The organism is Flavobacterium sp. K5-23, from assembly GCF_023278045.1.
Classification (GTDB): Bacteria; Bacteroidota; Bacteroidia; order Flavobacteriales; family Flavobacteriaceae; genus Flavobacterium.
This window is the reverse complement of record NZ_CP056783.1, coordinates 2441066-2459261: the sequence shown is the minus strand read 5'-3', so window position 1 is coordinate 2459261 and position 18196 is coordinate 2441066. Positions and strand designations below refer to the sequence as shown.

Here is an 18196-nt window from a genome sequence, read left to right as displayed (position 1 = left end):
AAAAGGAGCTTCTATTGTCGCTCTTTTACATCAAGAAATACTAACTTGCAATCGTCCGGGGTTTTCGTTTCCATCAGGGCTAAAATACAATATGAAACATCTAATTACCATTATCGGACCTACAGCAATTGGAAAAACATCCTTAAGCATTGCTGTGGCTAATCATTTTAAATGCGAGATTATCTCTTGTGACAGTCGACAATTCTTCAAGGAAATGACAATAGGAACGGCAGTTCCCAGCCGAGATGAATTAAACGCAGCACCCCATCATTTTATCCAAAACAAATCGGTATTTAAAAATTATACCGTTGGTGATTTTGAAAAAGAAGCCTTAGCAAAACTGGATGAATTATATCAATCTAACGATTACGTTGTACTCGTGGGTGGTTCAGGATTATATGTAGATGCTATTTTAAGAGGATTTGATGAATTTCCTGAAATAGATCCTGCTGTTCGCACAGCTGTAAATGATAATTATGAAAAATTAGGCATACCCTACTTACAAGAGCAATTGAAAGCACTTGATTTCGGTTATTTTGAAAAAATAACAACCGAAAATCCTCAAACATTACAAAACCCACAACGAATGATGCGTTTTGTGGAAGTATGTATAGGTACAGGATTACCCTATTCTTCTTTTTTAAACCAAAAGAAAAATGAGCGAACCTTTACTCCTATTCTTATCGGTCTTGAAGCCGAAAGAAGCATTATGTACGACCGCATCAATCAACGTGTGGATACTATGAAGAATGAAGGTTTATTAGCTGAGGCCAAAAGTGTTTATCAACATAAAGAACTGAATGCCTTGCAAACTGTGGGTTATAGGGAATTGTTTAGTTATTTTGATGGTGATTTCACATTAGAATTTGCCATAGAAGAAATTAAGAAAAACACGAGACGTTTTGCCAAAAGACAGCTTACCTGGTTCAAACGAAACGAATCTACAAAATGGTTTGATTATGAAACACCGTACCAAACTATTTTCAATTATATAAAAACTAAAATTCATAATTCATAATTATTTATATGCCAATAGCGCCAAATTTCACCTCCATATTAAGCAAAGATTGGGAAATCAACTTTACCCAATGTTCCCCTAATGGCTATTTAAAACACACCGATTTATGCAATCTTTTACAATTGACTGCAGCTGCACACTCTGATCTGGGTGGTATTAGTTTTACGGATATGCAGGAATTCAATCAAGCTTGGGTGTTAAGTAGAATGCGTGTTGAAATTACAGCATTGCCAAAATGGAGAGATATTGTTACTGTAAAAACCTGGATTAATACATTAGAAAATTCCCGTTCTGTTCGTGCCTTGGAAATGTATTTAAATGGAAAAAAAATTGTGGGTTCCGAAACTTTTTGGGCAGTCTTCAACACTGAAAAAAGACGTCCTGAAGCTTTGGCTTTGCCATACGAACATTTTGAGTTGTACCCTGAAAACAAAGCTACACTTGAAGCTTTTTCAAAAATAAACCTCAATCCCGCAAAGGAAGTTGTTTTTGAAAAAACAGTTTTCGTATCTGATTTAGATATTGTCAACCATGTCAATAACGTAAAATACCTGGAATGGTGTTTGGATTTAATTGATGAAAACATCATTGTAAAGCAAGAAATTCAAAGTTTCGAAATGAATTTTATGAAAGAGCTTTCTTTGAAGGACAAGGTTATCATTCATGAAAATACATCCGAAGAATCAGTTATTTTTAGTATTTCAAAAGAAGACAAAAACTGTTTTGCACTGCAATTGAATTTGAAATAAGTAAAAAAACAAAGGCTCCAATTTCTTGGAGCCTTATTATATTTAAACGGTTTTATTTTTAACAACCAGTCTAAATCCTTCACCGTGAATATTCAGGATTTCCACATTCTCGTCTGGCTTAAGGTATTTTCTAAGTTTAGCGATATACACATCCATACTTCTTGAAGTAAAATAGTTATCGTCTCTCCATATTTTTGTCAGAGCCAATTCTCTAGGCATTAAATCATTTTCATGAAGAATTAACATCTTTAACAATTCGTTCTCTTTTGGAGACAATTTGATAGGTTCTTCATTATTGAAAGTCAAGAATCTCAATTTTGAATTAAGGTGAAATTTACCAATATTGAATTCAAACTGAACTTGCTCTGATTTTGAATCAGATGATTTTCTTTGAATAATTGCTTTAATTTTCATCAACAATACTTCAGAGTCAAAAGGCTTGTTCAAGTAGTCATCAGCTCCTGCCTTATACCCTTTCAGCACATCTTCTTTCATCGATTTTGCTGTTAGAAAAATGATAGGCACTTCACTGTTTTTCTCTCTAATTTCCTTGGCTAAAGTGTATCCATCTTTATAAGGCATCATAACATCTAGAATACATAAATCGTAGGTTTCTTTTTTGAATTTTTCAAAACCTTCCATTCCGTTTTTAGCTAATGTTACATCAAAGTCATTCAGCATTAAATAATCTTTAAGCACTGCTCCAAAATTAAGATCATCTTCAACTAAAAGGATTCTTTTATTTATATTTTCCATAAATTAATTTATTAGTGGTATTTTTATTATAAAGGTACTTCCTTTCCCTTTTTCACTTTCTACATATACTTGACCATGATGGTCTTCAACAATTCTTTTTACGTACGCTAATCCTAAACCATGTCCTTTAACATTGTGAAGGTCACCGGTATGTTCTCTATAAAATTTTTCAAACACTCTTTTTTGAGCCACTTTACTCATTCCTGAACCCTTGTCGACCACTTTGATGAGAATCATATCTTTTACATTCTCAGTATAAACATCAATTTCAGGAATATCCGGAGAATATTTAATGGCATTTTCTAAAACATTCACAATCACATTTGTAAAGTGAACTTCGTTTATTAATACACTGGTTCTATTGGCATTAAAATGACTTGTAATAGTACCTTCTCTGTCTTCTAAAATAAGATTAACATGCTCAATAGCATCATTAATTACCTCTTCAACATTGCTAGATTCCTTTTCTATATCTAACTCTTTTTTCTCGAGTTTAGAAATTCGCAACACATTTTCTACCTGGGCATGCATCCGTTTATTCTCGTCCCGTATCATTTGCAGGTATTTAAAAACCTTTTCTTTGTCATCAATAATTTTTGGGTTTTTTATAGCATCCAATGCTAAATTAATAGTAGCAATAGGCGTTTTAAACTCATGAGTCATATTATTAATGAAATCCGTTTTAATCTCTGATATATGACGTTGACGTATCAATTGATTCAAAGCACTAGAATAGGCAATCAAAATAATTAAAGTAAAAACTATTGAAAGTATCGTAATACTAACCAGTTCAGACAATAAAAATTTCTTTTTATGTGGAAATGTAACTAATAATTCATATTTGTTATTCCCTTCATTATCAGCAAATATCGGAATCGAGTATGTGTTTTCTTTGTCATATTTAAATCCGTTTGACTTAATTTTTGTAGATAAACCATTTCCATAGATACCAAACTCAAATTTTGTCTTTACGCCATAGCTTTCTAATTCGCTTTTTAATAATTTTTGTAAATCTTCATTTGAAACCCGCTCATCCAAAGGAGTCGCCGAAGCAAGGTCTTTGTATGAGATTTCCATTTGCGCTTTATCTAAAACCTCCAAATTTCCTGATTTTTCAATCGTTACATCCGGTAATAAGCTTTGCTGCATATTGGATTTATCAATAGCATTATTGTTATAAATTTCAGTGGTACGTCTTGAACTGAAATTTTTAAACCTGTCATTGTTAAATTTTTTGTTAAACGATGATGATGAAATACTGTAATCCTCAGCAATTATACTATTAGAATACACAATCGTTTTATTGGTTTTGGTATTCCTTTGAACATAATAAAACTCCAGTAAATCCTCTTTTTTAGGGATTTTCCCAGTACTGTCTTTTATTTGATTGTACTTATTAAAAAAACTATAAAACTCCTTTTTTTGAAGTTTATCAGCTACATTACCTATAACTTGTTTAACGTGAAATTTAAATTGCTCGTCATTATTTTTAAATGAAGTATTGAACCAATACACTTGAACCAGAATTATCCCTATCAGGGACAAACTCATTAACAAAACCAAAAGCCTAAAAAAAAGTTTATTCATCAGCACAAATTTAACATTTTAACAATATAAATGACAATACATTAACCAAACATTAACATTCAACTTTCAACTTGTTTAATCTCTAAAATTTTAAGAATTTTAACAACTTCTTCTTTTGTAATTCCTGGATTTATGTTATTTATGACAAAATCACTTTTAGTAATGCGTTGTTCATCATCCCATTGTGCATTAACCCTTTTTAAGACAAGTTCTCTAGTTGTATTGTCTCTTTGCATTACACGCTGTATTCTTAGCTCTACGGGAGCCGTAACTGTAATAATATAATCGCAATTTTTAAAACCACCGCTTTCAAATAATATTGCAGCTTCATATATTATAAAAGGGGTATCTTTATGTTTAGTCAACCATTTTTCAAAATGTTCTTTAACAGCAGGATGCACAATGGAATTTAAAAGTGCTAATTTTTCAGGATTGTTAAAGACGATTCCTGCCAGCTTTTCCCTATTTAAAACGTCATTATCAAAAACAACAACTCCAAATACATTTTTAATTGCATTCTTGACTGCTTCCGTTTGCATAATTTTTCTAGCTTGATCATCTGCAATATACACAGGTACCCCTAAAGATAGAAAATGATTAGCAACAGTAGTTTTACCGCTTCCAATACCACCCGTTAAACCTATTATTTTTGTCATATTATTTTTTGAAAAACAATTCAGGAAAAGCTATTTCTGGCTTCTGTTTTTGAATAATAATTTTTATGTATGATTCCATAAAACCAATGCCATATCCATAAAATTGTTTCCAAACCGCAATTACAGACAAATACCCAATTTTAACACTTTTATTTTGATATGTGGACACCAAAAACAATACCAAGAAATAAACAAAATACAATTTAAGTAATAAATCATATGTTAAAATTAACAGAAGCACCGCTATAGCAAATCCTATAATAAAAAACGACGGAAAGAAAAATGTAAGCTTGTTGTATTCTGGGTACCAACTATTCAAAATTGGTCTTGCTTTCCCAAACTTATTTACCTGAACGGAAAATTTATCCCAATCAATACGTCTTTTATGATACACATAAGCATTAGAAAACAATCTAGTTTCAAAACCTAAATTCCACAAACGTATCGACAAATCCGGATCTTCTCCAGGATGAATATTTCCAAAACCATTTGAGGCTATAAAAGCTTCTCTAGACAATCCCATATTGAAACTTCTGGGCTGAAACTTACCTATTTTTTCTGAACCTCCTCTAATACCTCCAGTTGTAAGAAAAGAAGTCATGGCAAAATTAATTGCTTTTTGTATATCCGAAAAACTGTCTAAAGCCTTATCAGGACCCCCAAAACAATCTACATAATCCAATTTTAAAGCTTTGTCAACTTCAGTTAAATAAGAATCAGGAATAATACAATCCGAATCAAAGATGATAAAATAATCACCTTTGGCCTTCTTCATTCCGTAATTTCTCGAATCACCAGGACCCGAATTTTCCTTGAAATAATAGGAAATATCTAATTTATCTTGGTATTTGTTTACCACATCTTCACATTTTAGAGAAGATCCGTCTTCGACAATTACAATTTCAAATTTTTCATTATAATCGGATTTCGACAAACTATCCAAAAGTTCATCTACTTCATCAGGACGATTGTAAACGGGTATAATTAAAGAAAACAACATATTTTTGAAAGTGGTATTAATTATATAATAACAAGATTTTAATTAACAAAGATATACTATATCGCTAAAAAAAACACCAATATAAATTGATGTTTCTTAGTATTCCTTAATATATTTTCTTGATTATTCAAACATTTCCATCACACCTTGACTGACTCCCATATTAGAAAATCCACCGTCATGCAACAAATTTTGAAGCGTCACTTTTCTGGTCAAATCAGAGAATAAAGTCACGGTGTAATTAGCGCAATCTAAAGCAGATGCATTTCCTAAAGGAGACATTTTTTCAGAAAAGGCAATAAAACCGCCAAACCCTTTAACTCCCTTACCAGCTCTTGTATCTGTTGGAGATTGCGAAATTGTATTTACTCTTACCTTTTTATCTCTTCCAAAGAAATACCCAAAACTACGGGCAATTGACTCTAAGTAGGCTTTATTATCAGCCATGTCATTATAATCTGGAAATACGCGTTGCGCAGCCATATAAGACAAAGCCACGATACTTCCCCATTCATTCATCGCGTCTTTTTTATACAATACTTGCATTACTTTATGAAATGAAAGGGCGGATACGTTCCATCCTTTCTCCGTATAATCATAGTTTTGGTTTGTATAATGATTTCCTTTTCTAACATTTACGGACATTCCGATGGAATGCAAAACAAAATCAATTTTACCTCCAAGAATCTCCACTGCCTGATCAACTAAAAGCTCTAAATCAGCAACCGAAGTAGCATCAGCAGGAATGATTTGTGAATTTGTCTTTTTGGCAAGAACATCAATATCTCCTAATCGCATAGCCGCTGGAGCATTCGACAATACAAAAACGCCACCTTCTTCATGAACTCGTTCGGCAGTTTTCCAAGCAATAGAATTTTCATCTAAGGCACCAAATATGATTCCTCTTTTACCTTTTAATAAGTTATACATAATAAATGAAATTAATTTTTACTCATTTTTATAAAAAACTAATGCACCTTAATTTCTAAAGGAATAAACCATTATGAAATTAAGATGCATTACTAAAACTAAATATTAATCTTAGCCTTATATGATTATGCGATACTCTCTACATTTACCATTTCGTCAGTGTCAGCTTTGTAATCAACTCCATCAAATCCAAAACCAAAAAGATTATGGAAATCACTTCTATATCCTTCTAAATCTCCTAATTCGGCTAAATTTTCAGTAGTAGCTTCTAGCCATAATTTGCCGATTTTTTCTTGAACATCAGCACGCATCTCTAAATCGTCGATACGAATTCTTCCTTTCTCATCCGTAGGAACTGCAGCACCAGAGAAAAGTCTGTCTTGATACAAACGTTGAATTTGCTCAATACATCCTTCGTGAATTCCTTCTTCTTTCATTATTTTATACAATAAAGAAATATACAATGGAATAACTGGAATTGCTGAACTTGCTTGTGTAACCAAAGCTTTATTTACAGAAACATACGCTTTACCCTGAATATCAGCTAAGCTGTCAGTGATAGAAAAAGCAGTAGCTTCAAGATGGTCTTTGGCACGACCGATAGTTCCTTTTCTATAAACAGCCTCAGTTAATGATGGCCCAATATAAGAATAAGCAACAGTCGTTGCTCCAGGAGCTAATAGATTTTCAGCTTTCAAAGCATCTATCCACATAGCCCAGTCTTCACCACCCATTACTGCAACTGTATTTTCAATATCATCACCACCACAAGGCTCGATAGAAATTTCAGAAACTTTTCCAGTGTGAAAATCAACTGTTTTATTAGTAAAAGTACTTCCAATAGGTTTCAATACTGAACGGTGCAATACACCTGTTGTAGGATGCATACGAACAGGAGAAGCCAAACTGTAGATAACCATATCCACCTGACCTAAATCAGCTTTTATAAGGTCTAATGTTTGTTGTTTTACTTCATTCGAAAATGCATCTCCATTTACACTTTTTGCATATAATCCTGCATTTTTCGCTTCTTTTTCAAAAGCGGCAGAATTGTACCAACCCGGAGAAGCTGTCTTTCCAGCTGTAGGGGGTTTTTCAAAAAATACACCAATAGTTGCTGCATCTGATCCAAAAGCACTTGATATTCTTGAAGCCAAACCAAAACCGGTTGACGCACCAATAACTAATACTTTTTTGGCTCCATTGATAGCGCCTTTTGATTTTACATATTCGATTTGATTCTTAACATTTTGCTCGCATCCTGTTGGGTGTGATGTCAAACAAATAAATCCTCTCATTCTAGGTTCTATGATCATAATTTTGAAAATATTATTTTTTATTTTTATCTAAAAGAAGTCAACTGAAACAATGTTTTTAATACGTAAAAAGCATCAATTTAATCGACAAATATAAGGCATTTTTTTAGTTCAGCAAGGCTTTTGCGTGATTTAAGGCTGAATCCGAAACAATAGTTCCGGATAACATTTGGGCAATTTCCACAACTCGTTCCTCCTCTGAAAGTAACTTTAATTCAGATTGAGTATCTTCATTAACAGTGGATTTAGACACTTTAAAATGAGCATTCCCTTTGGCTGCGATTTGGGGTAAATGAGTAATGGCAAAAATTTGCATATTGCGACTCATTTCTTTCATTATTTCACCCATTTTATTAGCAATTTCGCCGGAAACCCCTGTGTCAATTTCGTCAAAAATCAATGTTGGTAATTTTGAATATTGCGCTAAAATAGCTTTAACGGCAAGCATAATTCTAGACATCTCTCCTCCTGAAGCCACTTTCTTCAGTATTCCGAAATCAGTCCCTTTATTGGCCGAAAACAAAAACTGAAGTTCATCTTTACCATTTGCAAAATAAGATGAAGTTTCATTTATAGCAATCTTAAAACGCGCATTAGGCATTCCTAATGTATCTAAAATACTGATTAATTGATTAGATAAAACCGGAATAGAAACCTCACGATTTTTATGAATTTCCTCAGAAATCAAGTCTAAAGCAGTCCCTTTTTGTACTATTGAAAACGTCAGTTCCTTAATTTCCCCTTCAATATTCCCTAATTCCAAAACAGAATTTTCAAGATTAGTTTGGATTTCGATCAATTCATCTACTGTAGAAACCTGATGTTTCTTTTGTAAATTATAAATTAACTGTAGTTTCTGGCTGATTAGTTCTAATTGTTCGGGATCATTAACCAACTTTTCAGAACAACGGTTTAACTCCTCAGAAATATCATCTAGCTCAATTTTCAAGCTTGTTGTTCTTTCCAACAAGGATTGATAATCTGGTGAAAAAGCGGCGATTTTTTGTAAAGAGACTTTAATCTCATTCAAATTATACAGAACTCCAATTTGCTCTTCATTGGCAATAGCCAAAGATTTATCAATGGATTCTTTTATTATTTCAACATTATTTAACTTTTCAAAATCAGATTCAAGCAATTCCTGTTCCCCTGATTTTAATTGAGCCGAAACTAATTCATCAAGTAAAAAAGTATTGTATTCCTGCTCTTTTGCAGAATCACTTTGTTTTTTAAGAAGCGAATTCAATTTGGTTTTATCAGACTTATAGCTTTTTAATAGCGCCTGGAAATCTAAAATGGCAGATTGATTATTTGCAATTGCATCTATAATTTCAAACTGTACATTTTCATCAGAAAGCTCCTGAGTTTGATGTTGCGAATGAATATCTATTAAATGGACTCCTAATTCCTGAAGTTCCTGAAGATTAACAGGACTGTCATTTATAAAAGCCCTAGACTTACCCGAAGGTAAAATTTCACGCCTGATGATAGTATCATTTTCATAATCTAAATCATTGGCTTCAAAAAAAGGAAGTAAATTGTATTTTGAGATTTCAAAATTAGCTTCGATAACACATTTCTCCTCTTTATTTTTTAAAGAAGATAAGTCGGCTCTTTTTCCTAAAACCAAACCTAAAGCTCCCAAAATTATTGATTTTCCCGCACCAGTTTCTCCGGTAATAATTGAAAATCCATTTGAAAAATCGATACTCAATTTTTCTATAAGAGCATAGTTTTTTATTGAAAGTGAACTTATCATTTATATAATATTTGAAATGAGGAAAAGAATGTAATAATCTAAAAATACTAAATATTTAGTATTTTATCGTTATCCATTTACTAGAATTTAAAGGGGAAGTTTTACTTAGACTTTCTACTAGATCACTAATAGTAATACTAGGCCCTCCCGTGAATATAGAAACAATTTCATCTGATTTAGCATCAAAAAATACACGAGTTAAAAAAGCATTAGGTCTAGAAGCATTTAGTTTACCTAAATTCAATAATGCCGTTTTAATTTTTTCCTTAGCGGATTTTAAATCTTTCGACATTAAATCTAAACCAGTATGGTAATTATATATAGCTTGCCTAATTTCGGAAAATTTTGGTGACAATAAATCGTTAATTAAAAAGAAACGATTTTGATTTCCATCAATCTGACTCCAACCTTTATAACTTCCCTGTTGGGCTACATTCGCAATGTTTTGTGCTGTTTCTAAATAAGTGTTACCTGATTTTAAAACAAAACTATCATTATCCATTCCTAAAATCACATAACTATAAAAAGCTATTACAGAAACTAGATTAGAATCGAATGCAGTAGGATTAAAAGTCAAATTCTCGAATTCCGAATAATTAAAACTAAAGTCTTTATCATTATAGTTTAATACCGGAGATGAATAAGAGGAATTATAAATAGGTCTTGAAGACTGCACTTGTAAAGTAGCAACAAATTGATCAGCGTTATTAGATGAAATAGTAATGAACATAGAGCAATTAATTTTCTCTTGTTGTTTAAATGCCTGTCCAGTCCAGTCCGTCTTATTTACAAATTCAGTTAATGCCGTTTCAAGGGTTTTGAAAACCTGTTGATTCGAATTACTTAGTTTTTGTGAATTTACAGTAACGGTACAATTTAGTTGTTGCGCTTGAGAAAGCCCAAAAGTAAACAGCAATAAAAACGTAAATATCTTATTCATAAAAATGCGCTATTACTTTGTTTAAAATATCATCGGCTACAGCTTCTTTCAATTTTAGCTCCATTGGCTCCATATTGAAGTTCTTATCGATAAAAGTAATCTTATTGGTTTTTTTACCAAAACCTGCTCCCGAATCCTGTAATGAATTGAGAACTATCAAATCTAAGTTTTTTTTCTGGATTTTAAGCTTTGCATTTTCAATTTCATTTTCCGTTTCTAGCGCAAACCCTATTAAAAACTGATTTTTTTTGATTTGTCCTAAAGAAGCTAAAATATCTTTTGTTCTTTCTAATTCAATATTAAAACTATCCTCGTTTTTTTTAATTTTTTGAGTAGCTACATGTTTAGGCCTGTAATCGGCAACTGCTGCTGCAGCTATAGCGACATCTACTTTATCAAAATATTCGTGACAAGCTTCATACATATCCTGAGCCGAAACCACATTAATCACTTGTATTAAAGAATGATTTACTTTAAAATTTGTTGGTCCTGAAACTAATATTACGGAAGCACCTAAATTAGCAGCACTTTTTGCAATATCAAAACCCATTTTTCCAGAGGAATGATTTCCTATAAAACGTACTGGATCTATAGCTTCGTATGTGGGACCAGCCGTAATTAGTATTTTTTTTCCTTTTAAAGGTAATTTGCTTTCTAAATCGGCTTCAATAAAAGCAACGATGTTTTCCGGTTCAGCCATTCTACCTTCACCTGAAAGACCACTAGCAAGCTCACCGCTTTCGGCAGGAATTATTGTATTCCCAAATTGCTGAAGCGCGTTAAAACTTAAAATTGTAGAAGGATGTTTGTACATATCCAAATCCATTGCCGGAGCAAAATACACGGGACATTTAGCAGACAAATAAGTTGCTACCAAAAGATTGTCGCAAGTACCATTGGCCATTTTTGACATGGTATTTGCCGTAGCCGGGGCAACTAGCATTAAATCAGCCCAAAGACCTAATTCAACGTGGTTATTCCACTGCTCATTCTCTCCATCTTCATTAAAAAAAGAAGAATGCACCGCGTTTTTGGAAAGGGTGGATAATGTAAGAGGGGTTACAAAATCCTTAGAAGCAGGTGTCATTATCACTTGGACATGTGCACCTGCTTTTATAAAAAGTCGTACTAATGCAGCCGTTTTATAGGCGGCAATCCCACCGGAAACCCCAAGTAAAATTTTCTTACCGCTTAAAACTGACATCGTAGTATTATTTATTTGAATCTCTATGGTAAATTTTACCGTCTAACCATTCTTGAACTGCTAAAGCGTGAGGCTTAGGCAATTTTTCATAGAATTTTGAAACTTCAATTTGTTCTTTATTTTCAAAAACTTCTTCAAGACTGTCATTATATGTAGCAAATTCTTCTAATTTTTCAGTCAATTCTTTTTTGATTTCAGAATTGATTTGATTTGCTCTTTTAGCCATAATGGTTATCGCTTCATACACATTACCAGTAGGTTCTTCAATAACTGTTTTATTGTAAGTTATTGTGTTTACTGGAGCATTCGTCTTTTTTAAATCCATGACTTTATTTATTTAGTAATTTTTTGTAGATCATTTTCAATTCGAACCAACATTTGGCTCGCTTTTTCTTTGTATTGGGAATTCTCATTAAATTTTATTAAATTCGAATGTGCTGATTTAGCGACAATCAATCTTTCTTCAATTTTTGAAGGAATACTGTTGATTGCCAGTTTATAAGCTGAATCTAATTTATAATATAAAGCGTCTTCTTTGAAAGGTGTTCCAGGATAGTCAGCAATAAAATTATCAAAAGCAACTAATGCCGATTTATAATCTGATATGGTATTGTATCCCTTTGCATTTTCATACACTTTTTTCTCTAATTTCTCACGTAGCGTTTTTACTGACTCATTCGCTTCTTTTAAATACTCTGAATTAGGATATTTATCAATAAAAATTTGTAATTTATCAATCGCTTTGTGCGTGTCTGTTTGATCTAAACTGTATTCTGGAGATAACATGGAGTAACTTTTGGCACCTAAATAAGATGCTTCCTGTATCTTTTCGCTTTTTGGGTAACCGGAAGCAAAACTCTCAAACTGGTATCCTGATAAAGTATACTGTTTTGTATTATAGTAAGACTGTGCAAACATGTAAAATAATTTTTCAGCCTGAGGTTTACCTCTATAACTTGGTGCAATTTGTTCAAAAAGACGAATCGCTTTTGAATATTTCCCTGCCTCGTATAATGTAGTTGCTGTTGCAAATTTAACGGCAACATCGTCGTTCTTAATTGCTTTTTGGTATTCATTACAAGAACAAAAAAGGGCAACAACAAACAATAGAGATATTATTTTTTTCATTTTTTTCTTTTTTTATGATTAATTGCTTACTAAATAGCAACAAAAAATCATACCGAAGTTTCGGTGACAAATTTAGTCATTAATTTAGCTACTACAAAATATTTATTTGCTTAAAAAAAAGCAGTGTTTTTGATGCTTATTTATATATTTTCTCAACGAATTCACTTAATCTATTGGCCAAAGATTCATCTACTTTTACCAAAGGCAAACGCACTGTGTTTTCCGCTATACCCAATGCCTGAAACAACTGTTTGATTCCTGCAGGATTCCCCTGCTCAAAAATCATGTCAATGCTATCAGCTAAAAGATAGTGAATTTTATAGGCATCAACCACCTTGTGATTTAATCCTAAACGAATCATTTCAGAAAATTCTTTTGGAAATCCCTGTCCAATTACGGAAATAACACCCGAACCACCTGCTAAAACCATTGGTAAAGCAATCATATCATCCCCTGAAATTACAAGAAAATCTTTTGGTTTGTCTTTTATAATTTGCATTGCTTGTACAATGTCACCGGCAGCTTCTTTTATAGCAACAATATTCTTGAAATCATTAGCTAGGCGCAAAACGGTTGCAGGCAACATATTACTCGCTGTTCTACCAGGCACATTGTATATTATAACTGGAATTGGAGAAGCTTCGGATACCGCTTTAAAATGTTGATAAATCCCTTCCTGTGTTGGTTTATTATAATATGGCGAAACTGAAAGAATTGCTTCAAATGCAGATAAATCCCTTGTTTTAAGTTCTTCAACTACTTTCATTGTGTTATTACCACCTACCCCAAGTACTAAAGGCAATCTCCCTTTGTTACTATCTACAACCGTCTTTATCACTAATTCTTTTTCTGCTTGTGATAAAGTGGCGTTTTCTGCCGTTGTACCTAATATTACCAAATATTCAATTCCACCATCTACTGAAAAATTAACAATTCTTGTCAATGCCTCAGTATCTATTGAAAAATCTTCTTTAAATGGAGTTACAAGGGCAACACCAGTTCCTATTAATGATTGCATAATAAATTTATATTTTGTTTAATATTTTTAAATACTTAAATAATTCATGAACGAAAACTTTGTAATTCCCAACATTCGTATCGATTACCAAATGATTTAATCTCTTGTCTATAGATGAAAATCCAATTTTAAATTTTGCTTTGGAATTATTAGTGACTAGCAACAAAATTGCTTTTTCAACATCATAATAACTAATCAATAAATCAAAATTCTCATTGATAAAACTATTTATTGCCACATTTGTAATTTCAGCTCTCCAATTTAGATGTGCCAAGCCAAAAGTAGGCTGGGAATAAATCCTGTTTTTTTTAAACTTATCACTGTAAACTATAACTTTTATATTGCTCTCTAAAAAACCAGATTTAATTAACTCTTGCACTAAAGCTTCTTTTTCTTTAAATAAACTTTCATCAATAAGAACACCTATAGTTTCAACAGGCCCCGAAAGACCGTTGTTAGCTACATTATGCAAACGGTTTTTTAAAGATCTCTTTACAGAAATATTTTTTAAATAATTTAAAAACATAGCTATTTAATTGTTTGCAAAATTAGATATTTAGGTTGCATTTAAAATGGTAAATCTAAAAAAGTAAAAGGGATTTTTTAAACTATTTGTTATATCCTTAACATTTATTTGTGTTTTCAAACTTACTAAAGATCATTAACAATATAAATAACAACGACATAGCTTTTATTAGAAAACAAAAGTTAAAATCAATTGACGAATAATTCCTTAGAACCTGCATTTTTATTTTCAAATTCCATAACAAATCGATAAAAAGTGTAATATACCATCGTATTTAAAATCATTGCTAAAGGCCTAAAAACTATAAGAGATAAATGATTGAGATACACTTTTTCCACAAATACAACAAAATAAACAGATACAGATAATAAACCAAATATCAAAATCCATGAGTTATATAGACTTCCCTTCATCATATAAAAAGACAGAATCATGCCACCGAGAATAGACATTAAAATGTTTTGAAGAACTAACACAACCAAGCTATCTTTAGGTAATTCGCCTGAAATACTCAATAAATAAAAGAAAAAAAACAAAAAGGGAATAACCCCAATTAACACTGGGAAATAATCCCTGAGCTTACTTAGTCTTATAATATAGAGAATCATCAAAACACGATGAAACAGATAAGCAACAGCGCCTATGTAAAGCATACCTTCTGTATTGGGAATAAAAAAAACATTTGTAATTAACAAAAAGAAAATAATTCCAAAAAAAATATAACTTCTCTCTTTTGAATTCTTCCAATAAAGAATCACTAATGGTACAAACATTAATGGTTTAAAAATAAAAAGAATAGGTTTACAGAAATAATATTCTGCAATTACTTCCACAAAAGCAAATACAAAATAACAGGTAGTCAACCATTTTCCCAAAACATTTTCGCTTTTCAAAATATTCATTTGAGCGTATATTTAGTTTTCATAAATAAGTTCCATAAATTCAGTTTCAGAAATAATAGGGATATTTAGTTTTTTTGCTTTTTCTAATTTTGCAGGACCCATATTTTCTCCGGCTACAACATAATCCGTTTTAGCAGAAATAGAACTCCCCACTTTCCCACCATTATCTTCGATTGCTTTTTTTAAATCATCTCTTGAATACTGCTCAAAAACACCTGAAACAACGAGGGTCTTCCCTAAAAGTTTATCAGTGGCATTCAAATTAATTACTTCAACAACTTCAAACTGTAGTCCGTAACCTTTTAACCTTTCTATAATTATTCTGTTTTCAATATTTTCGAAAAATTCGATTAAGCTTTGGGCTATCCTCTCTCCTATTTCGTCAACTAATACTAAATCCATAAAAGTAGCCTTACTTAATGCATCAATATTTTTGTAATGCTTGGCTAATTTTTTAGCAACTGTTTCCCCTACAAAACGAATTCCAAGGGCATACAATACACGTTCGAAAGGAATGTTTTTAGAAACTTCGACACCATTGACTAAATTTTCGGCTGATTTTTGCGCCATTCTTTCTAAAGGAAGAATTTGTTCAACTCTTAAATCATACAAATCAGCATAGTTTTGAACCAATCCGTTATTATAAAGCAAGGCAACAGTTTCCCCGCCAAGGCCTTCTATATCCATTGCTTTACGCGAGATATAATGTTGAATCCTACCAATAATTTGTGGAGGACAGCCGTAAAAATTAGGGCAATAATGATTCGCTTCCCCTTCATTGCGTATTAATTCCGACTGGCATTCTGGACAATGCGTAATATATATGGTTTTTTGTGAATTCTCAGGGCGTTTAGTTAAATCTACAGCAATAATTTTGGGTATAATTTCACCTCCTTTTTCTACAAAAACTTCATCACCTACTCGGATATCTAATTTCTCAATTTGGTCTGCATTATGCAAAGACGCTCTTTTAACAATGGTTCCTGCTAATTGAACTGGTTCCAAATTAGCTACTGGAGTAATAGCACCCGTTCTTCCTACTTGATAAGAAATGGAATTAAGTTTTGTAGAAACTTGTTCTGATTTGAATTTATAAGCAATTGCCCATCGAGGTGATTTAGCGGTATATCCCAATTCATCTTGATACTGTAGCTGATTTACTTTTACAACAACACCATCGGTTTCATAAGGAAGTGTATGACGATGTACATCCCAATAATCAACAAACTCAAAAACTTCTTGCATATTATTAGCAAGTTTAGCCTCTTTAGGAACTTTAAAACCCCATTTCCGTGCATTATCCAAACCTTCAAACTGGGAATTAAAAGGCAAATTAGTACCTACTAGAAAATACAATAAACAATCTAAAGGTCTCTTGGAAACCTCCGCGCTGTTTTGTAATTTCAAACTTCCAGAAGCTGTATTTCTTGGATTAGAATAAGGAGTTTCCCCTATTTCAATTAATTCTTGATTCATTTTTTCGAATCCAGCGAAAGGCAAAATAATTTCACCGCGCACATCAAATTTTTCAGGAAAGTTTCCCTTAAGCTTTAATGGAATGGATCTAATTGTTTTTACATTATTAGTTACATCATCACCCTGAAAACCATCTCCTCTAGTAAGGGCACGTTTTAGCTCCCCATTTTCATAGGTTATGCTAATTGATGCTCCATCGTATTTTAATTCACAGGTATATTCTAAGGGAACATCTCCCAGTACTTTTTGAATTTTTATTTCCCAATCTAGCAAATCCACTTTAGAGTAGGAATTATCCAATGAATACATTCGGTATTCATGAGGAATAGTTTGAAAATTTTTAGTAATAGTACCTCCAACACGCTGTGAAGGAGAATTAGCGTCAAAATATTCAGGATGCTTATATTCCAAACCTTGAAGCTCCTTCAATTTCATATCAAACTCATAATCAGATATCGTAGGATTATCTAAGACGTAATAATTATAATTATGAAGATTAAGTTCTTCTCTTAAGTTTTGGATGGTTTGTTTAATATCCATAGAAAATAAAAATTGGCTATTTTAGTACTTGAATTTCGCGTACTAAAATAACCAATTTTTAAGAAAGATCATTAAATTTAAGCTTCAATAATTGAATTTATTTGTTTGAATAATTGACCATCACTTAAAAAAGCGCCTTGTTGAATTAATGCAAAAAGAGAACTATTGCGTTCTTCAGTAAATTCCTTTTTTCCAACTTTCATTTCAATGGTATCTGTGAACATATTATCACTCAACCATTGCAATCCATCCTTAGACAAAAAGTCAACATCAGTGTCTAAAGATTTAAGAACAATTGATTGAACATGTGTATCAAAACTTTGAAACAAAAATATATGGTTCTTAGAAAAATGTTCTAAATATTCGGTTTTTGTTAAAACACCTTCCCAAATCAAATCTGAAAAAACATCTAATTCTTGTTCAGCAACTTCAGGTTTCTCTGCTTTAATTTTATCCCATTCCCCTTTATCAATAGCCTGAGTAGCTAAAAAGTTACTGAATTCCTGATTCAATTCCTCAAACTGTTCTTTTGTTAATCTTGAGTATTTCATTATAATTTGTTGATTAATGCTTATTTCATCTATCACCTGATATTATCCATTTGAATAATAAAAGATTTAGAAGCCGCTAATTTAAAAAAATTTAACCAAAAAAAAGCCTTCTTTTTCAAGAAGGCTTTCCCTATTGTATT

At 32.1% G+C, this 18196-nt stretch carries 18 protein-coding genes; 2 read left to right on the top strand and 16 right to left on the bottom strand.

Translation table 11 applies throughout. The features are described 5' to 3' along the window. Positions 1-91: 91 nt before the first annotated feature. Together miaA and FLAK523_RS10725 are read left to right on the top strand one after the other, a co-directional pair. A complete protein-coding gene (gene miaA, locus FLAK523_RS10730; RefSeq protein ID WP_248903318.1) occupies positions 92-1018 on the top strand; it encodes a tRNA (adenosine(37)-N6)-dimethylallyltransferase MiaA in 927 nt (308 codons plus the stop codon). A gap of 8 nt (positions 1019-1026) precedes the next feature. After that, positions 1027-1767: an acyl-[acyl-carrier-protein] thioesterase gene (locus FLAK523_RS10725; protein WP_248903317.1), complete on the top strand. Its 741-nt coding sequence runs from the start codon at positions 1027-1029 to the stop codon at positions 1765-1767. A 42-nt stretch (positions 1768-1809) separates the two neighbouring features. On the opposite strand, the gene FLAK523_RS10720 is transcribed toward FLAK523_RS10725, so the two are convergent. From FLAK523_RS10720 to FLAK523_RS10645, 16 genes are all read right to left on the bottom strand, one after another. Further along, the gene (locus FLAK523_RS10720; protein WP_248903316.1) at positions 1810-2523 is read right to left on the bottom strand and encodes a response regulator transcription factor; all 714 of its coding nucleotides are present in this window, start codon (positions 2521-2523) and stop codon (positions 1810-1812) included. 3 nt (positions 2524-2526) lie between these two features. Continuing rightward, positions 2527-4110 (bottom strand): sensor histidine kinase KdpD, encoded by a 1584-nt coding sequence (locus FLAK523_RS10715; protein ID WP_248903315.1) that lies wholly within the window; start codon positions 4108-4110, stop codon positions 2527-2529. Positions 4111-4169: 59 nt separating this feature from the next. Continuing rightward, on the bottom strand, positions 4170-4766 hold the full coding sequence (coaE, locus tag FLAK523_RS10710) for a dephospho-CoA kinase (protein ID WP_248903314.1): 597 nt from the start codon (positions 4764-4766) through the stop codon (positions 4170-4172). Between the two features lies 1 nt (position 4767). Beyond that, positions 4768-5766: a glycosyltransferase family 2 protein gene (locus FLAK523_RS10705; protein WP_248903313.1), complete on the bottom strand. Its 999-nt coding sequence runs from the start codon at positions 5764-5766 to the stop codon at positions 4768-4770. A gap of 123 nt (positions 5767-5889) precedes the next feature. Next, entirely contained in the window at positions 5890-6699 is an 810-nt protein-coding gene (locus FLAK523_RS10700) for an enoyl-ACP reductase (RefSeq protein ID WP_248908086.1), read from the bottom strand. A 122-nt stretch (positions 6700-6821) separates the two neighbouring features. Beyond that, on the bottom strand, positions 6822-8012 hold the full coding sequence (fabV, locus tag FLAK523_RS10695; protein ID WP_248903312.1) for an enoyl-ACP reductase FabV: 1191 nt from the start codon (positions 8010-8012) through the stop codon (positions 6822-6824). A 106-nt stretch (positions 8013-8118) separates the two neighbouring features. Next, positions 8119-9771 (bottom strand): DNA repair protein RecN, encoded by a 1653-nt coding sequence (gene recN / locus FLAK523_RS10690; RefSeq protein ID WP_248903311.1) that lies wholly within the window; start codon positions 9769-9771, stop codon positions 8119-8121. Positions 9772-9826: 55 nt separating this feature from the next. Further along, positions 9827-10711 (bottom strand): DUF4835 family protein, encoded by an 885-nt coding sequence (locus FLAK523_RS10685; protein WP_248903310.1) that lies wholly within the window; start codon positions 10709-10711, stop codon positions 9827-9829. Then, positions 10704-11915, bottom strand: coding sequence for a bifunctional phosphopantothenoylcysteine decarboxylase/phosphopantothenate--cysteine ligase CoaBC (gene coaBC / locus FLAK523_RS10680; RefSeq protein WP_248903309.1), 1212 nt, complete (start codon positions 11913-11915; stop codon positions 10704-10706). Before coaBC ends, FLAK523_RS10685 begins: the two co-directional genes overlap by 8 nt. A 7-nt stretch (positions 11916-11922) precedes the next feature. Beyond that, entirely contained in the window at positions 11923-12240 is a 318-nt protein-coding gene (locus tag FLAK523_RS10675; RefSeq protein ID WP_026709525.1) for a DNA-directed RNA polymerase subunit omega, read from the bottom strand. A gap of 8 nt (positions 12241-12248) precedes the next feature. Then, positions 12249-13043 (bottom strand): outer membrane protein assembly factor BamD, encoded by a 795-nt coding sequence (locus tag FLAK523_RS10670; RefSeq protein WP_248903308.1) that lies wholly within the window; start codon positions 13041-13043, stop codon positions 12249-12251. A 136-nt stretch (positions 13044-13179) separates the two neighbouring features. Then, the gene (gene dapA, locus FLAK523_RS10665) at positions 13180-14061 is read right to left on the bottom strand and encodes a 4-hydroxy-tetrahydrodipicolinate synthase (protein WP_248903307.1); all 882 of its coding nucleotides are present in this window, start codon (positions 14059-14061) and stop codon (positions 13180-13182) included. Positions 14062-14068: 7 nt separating this feature from the next. Beyond that, positions 14069-14587 carry a hypothetical protein gene (locus tag FLAK523_RS10660; RefSeq protein WP_248903306.1) on the bottom strand — a complete coding sequence of 173 codons (519 nt, stop codon included), beginning with the start codon at positions 14585-14587 and terminating at the stop codon, positions 14069-14071. A 188-nt stretch (positions 14588-14775) separates the two neighbouring features. Further along, positions 14776-15489 carry a hypothetical protein gene (locus FLAK523_RS10655; RefSeq protein ID WP_248903305.1) on the bottom strand — a complete coding sequence of 238 codons (714 nt, stop codon included), beginning with the start codon at positions 15487-15489 and terminating at the stop codon, positions 14776-14778. Between the two features lie 12 nt (positions 15490-15501). After that, entirely contained in the window at positions 15502-17505 is a 2004-nt protein-coding gene (ligA, locus tag FLAK523_RS10650; protein WP_248903304.1) for an NAD-dependent DNA ligase LigA, read from the bottom strand. Between the two features lie 77 nt (positions 17506-17582). Next, the gene (locus FLAK523_RS10645; RefSeq protein WP_248903303.1) at positions 17583-18056 is read right to left on the bottom strand and encodes a DUF6495 family protein; all 474 of its coding nucleotides are present in this window, start codon (positions 18054-18056) and stop codon (positions 17583-17585) included. Between the last annotated feature and the right edge of the window lie 140 nt (positions 18057-18196).

Excerpts from the sequence above, each read along its gene's own strand:
- miaA (WP_248903318.1), top strand. The coding sequence starts at position 92 with ATGAAACATCTAATTACCATTATCGGACCTACAGCAATTGGAAAAACA.
- FLAK523_RS10725 (WP_248903317.1), top strand. The coding sequence starts at position 1,027 with ATGCCAATAGCGCCAAATTTCACCTCCATATTAAGCAAAGATTGGGAA.
- FLAK523_RS10720 (WP_248903316.1), bottom strand. The coding sequence starts at position 2,523 with ATGGAAAATATAAATAAAAGAATCCTTTTAGTTGAAGATGATCTTAAT.
- FLAK523_RS10715 (WP_248903315.1), bottom strand. The coding sequence starts at position 4,110 with ATGAATAAACTTTTTTTTAGGCTTTTGGTTTTGTTAATGAGTTTGTCC.
- coaE (WP_248903314.1), bottom strand. The coding sequence starts at position 4,766 with ATGACAAAAATAATAGGTTTAACGGGTGGTATTGGAAGCGGTAAAACT.
- FLAK523_RS10705 (WP_248903313.1), bottom strand. The coding sequence starts at position 5,766 with ATGTTGTTTTCTTTAATTATACCCGTTTACAATCGTCCTGATGAAGTA.
- fabV (WP_248903312.1), bottom strand. The coding sequence starts at position 8,012 with ATGATCATAGAACCTAGAATGAGAGGATTTATTTGTTTGACATCACAC.
- recN (WP_248903311.1), bottom strand. The coding sequence starts at position 9,771 with ATGATAAGTTCACTTTCAATAAAAAACTATGCTCTTATAGAAAAATTG.
- FLAK523_RS10685 (WP_248903310.1), bottom strand. The coding sequence starts at position 10,711 with ATGAATAAGATATTTACGTTTTTATTGCTGTTTACTTTTGGGCTTTCT.
- coaBC (WP_248903309.1), bottom strand. The coding sequence starts at position 11,915 with ATGTCAGTTTTAAGCGGTAAGAAAATTTTACTTGGGGTTTCCGGTGGG.
- FLAK523_RS10675 (WP_026709525.1), bottom strand. The coding sequence starts at position 12,240 with ATGGATTTAAAAAAGACGAATGCTCCAGTAAACACAATAACTTACAAT.
- FLAK523_RS10670 (WP_248903308.1), bottom strand. The coding sequence starts at position 13,043 with ATGAAAAAAATAATATCTCTATTGTTTGTTGTTGCCCTTTTTTGTTCT.
- dapA (WP_248903307.1), bottom strand. The coding sequence starts at position 14,061 with ATGCAATCATTAATAGGAACTGGTGTTGCCCTTGTAACTCCATTTAAA.
- FLAK523_RS10660 (WP_248903306.1), bottom strand. The coding sequence starts at position 14,587 with ATGTTTTTAAATTATTTAAAAAATATTTCTGTAAAGAGATCTTTAAAA.
- FLAK523_RS10655 (WP_248903305.1), bottom strand. The coding sequence starts at position 15,489 with ATGAATATTTTGAAAAGCGAAAATGTTTTGGGAAAATGGTTGACTACC.
- ligA (WP_248903304.1), bottom strand. The coding sequence starts at position 17,505 with ATGGATATTAAACAAACCATCCAAAACTTAAGAGAAGAACTTAATCTT.
- FLAK523_RS10645 (WP_248903303.1), bottom strand. The coding sequence starts at position 18,056 with ATGAAATACTCAAGATTAACAAAAGAACAGTTTGAGGAATTGAATCAG.